We start from the raw sequence: 489 nt of genomic DNA, 5'->3' as shown, positions 1-489 counted from the left end.
CGCTCACGCGCGTGCCGCCGCCTCGCGCAATCCCGCCGCAACCCGGCGCAGCACGGTCGCCGCGCACAACAGCGCCACGGCCATGGCGACGGCCGTGACCGTCGCCGCGCCGACCCAGGCGCCGGCCAGCAGCAGCCCCAGCACGCCGATGACGAAGGCACGGTCGCTCTTGCCCATTGGCCCATCGTAGCGGCGGCTGGCGCCGACCATCAGCCCGAGCACGCCGGCATATTCGGTCAAGGCCGCGGTCAGCGCCATCAGCCACAGCCAGCCGGCACCGACGCCGGGCACGCCAAGCAGGCTCAGGTACAGCGCCGCATCGGCGACCACGTCGCACAGTTCGTTGAGGTAGGCGCCCAGCCGCGACTGCTGGCCGAACTCGCGCGCCAGCATGCCGTCCACCGCGTTCATGGCCATCCGCAGCAGCATCCACAGCGGCAGCAGCGCGTACCACAGCGGCTGCGCCGCGCCTTGCGTGTAGACCACCGC

The 489-nt window shown here is 72.8% G+C and carries 1 protein-coding gene; it reads right to left on the bottom strand.

From position 1 onward, the window contains the following. Positions 1 to 3: 3 nt before the first annotated feature. Positions 4 to 489: CDP-alcohol phosphatidyltransferase family protein (locus tag D180_RS14865; RefSeq protein ID WP_017913418.1), on the bottom strand; the 486-nt coding region annotated here is incomplete at its 5' end.

Origin of the sequence: Xanthomonas sp. SHU 166 (assembly GCF_000364685.1) — a bacterium.
In the GTDB taxonomy this organism is placed as follows: domain Bacteria; phylum Pseudomonadota; class Gammaproteobacteria; order Xanthomonadales; family Xanthomonadaceae; genus Xanthomonas_A; species Xanthomonas_A sontii.
Note: the sequence above shows the minus strand (reverse complement) of the source record. Positions and strands in the feature narration are given on the sequence as shown.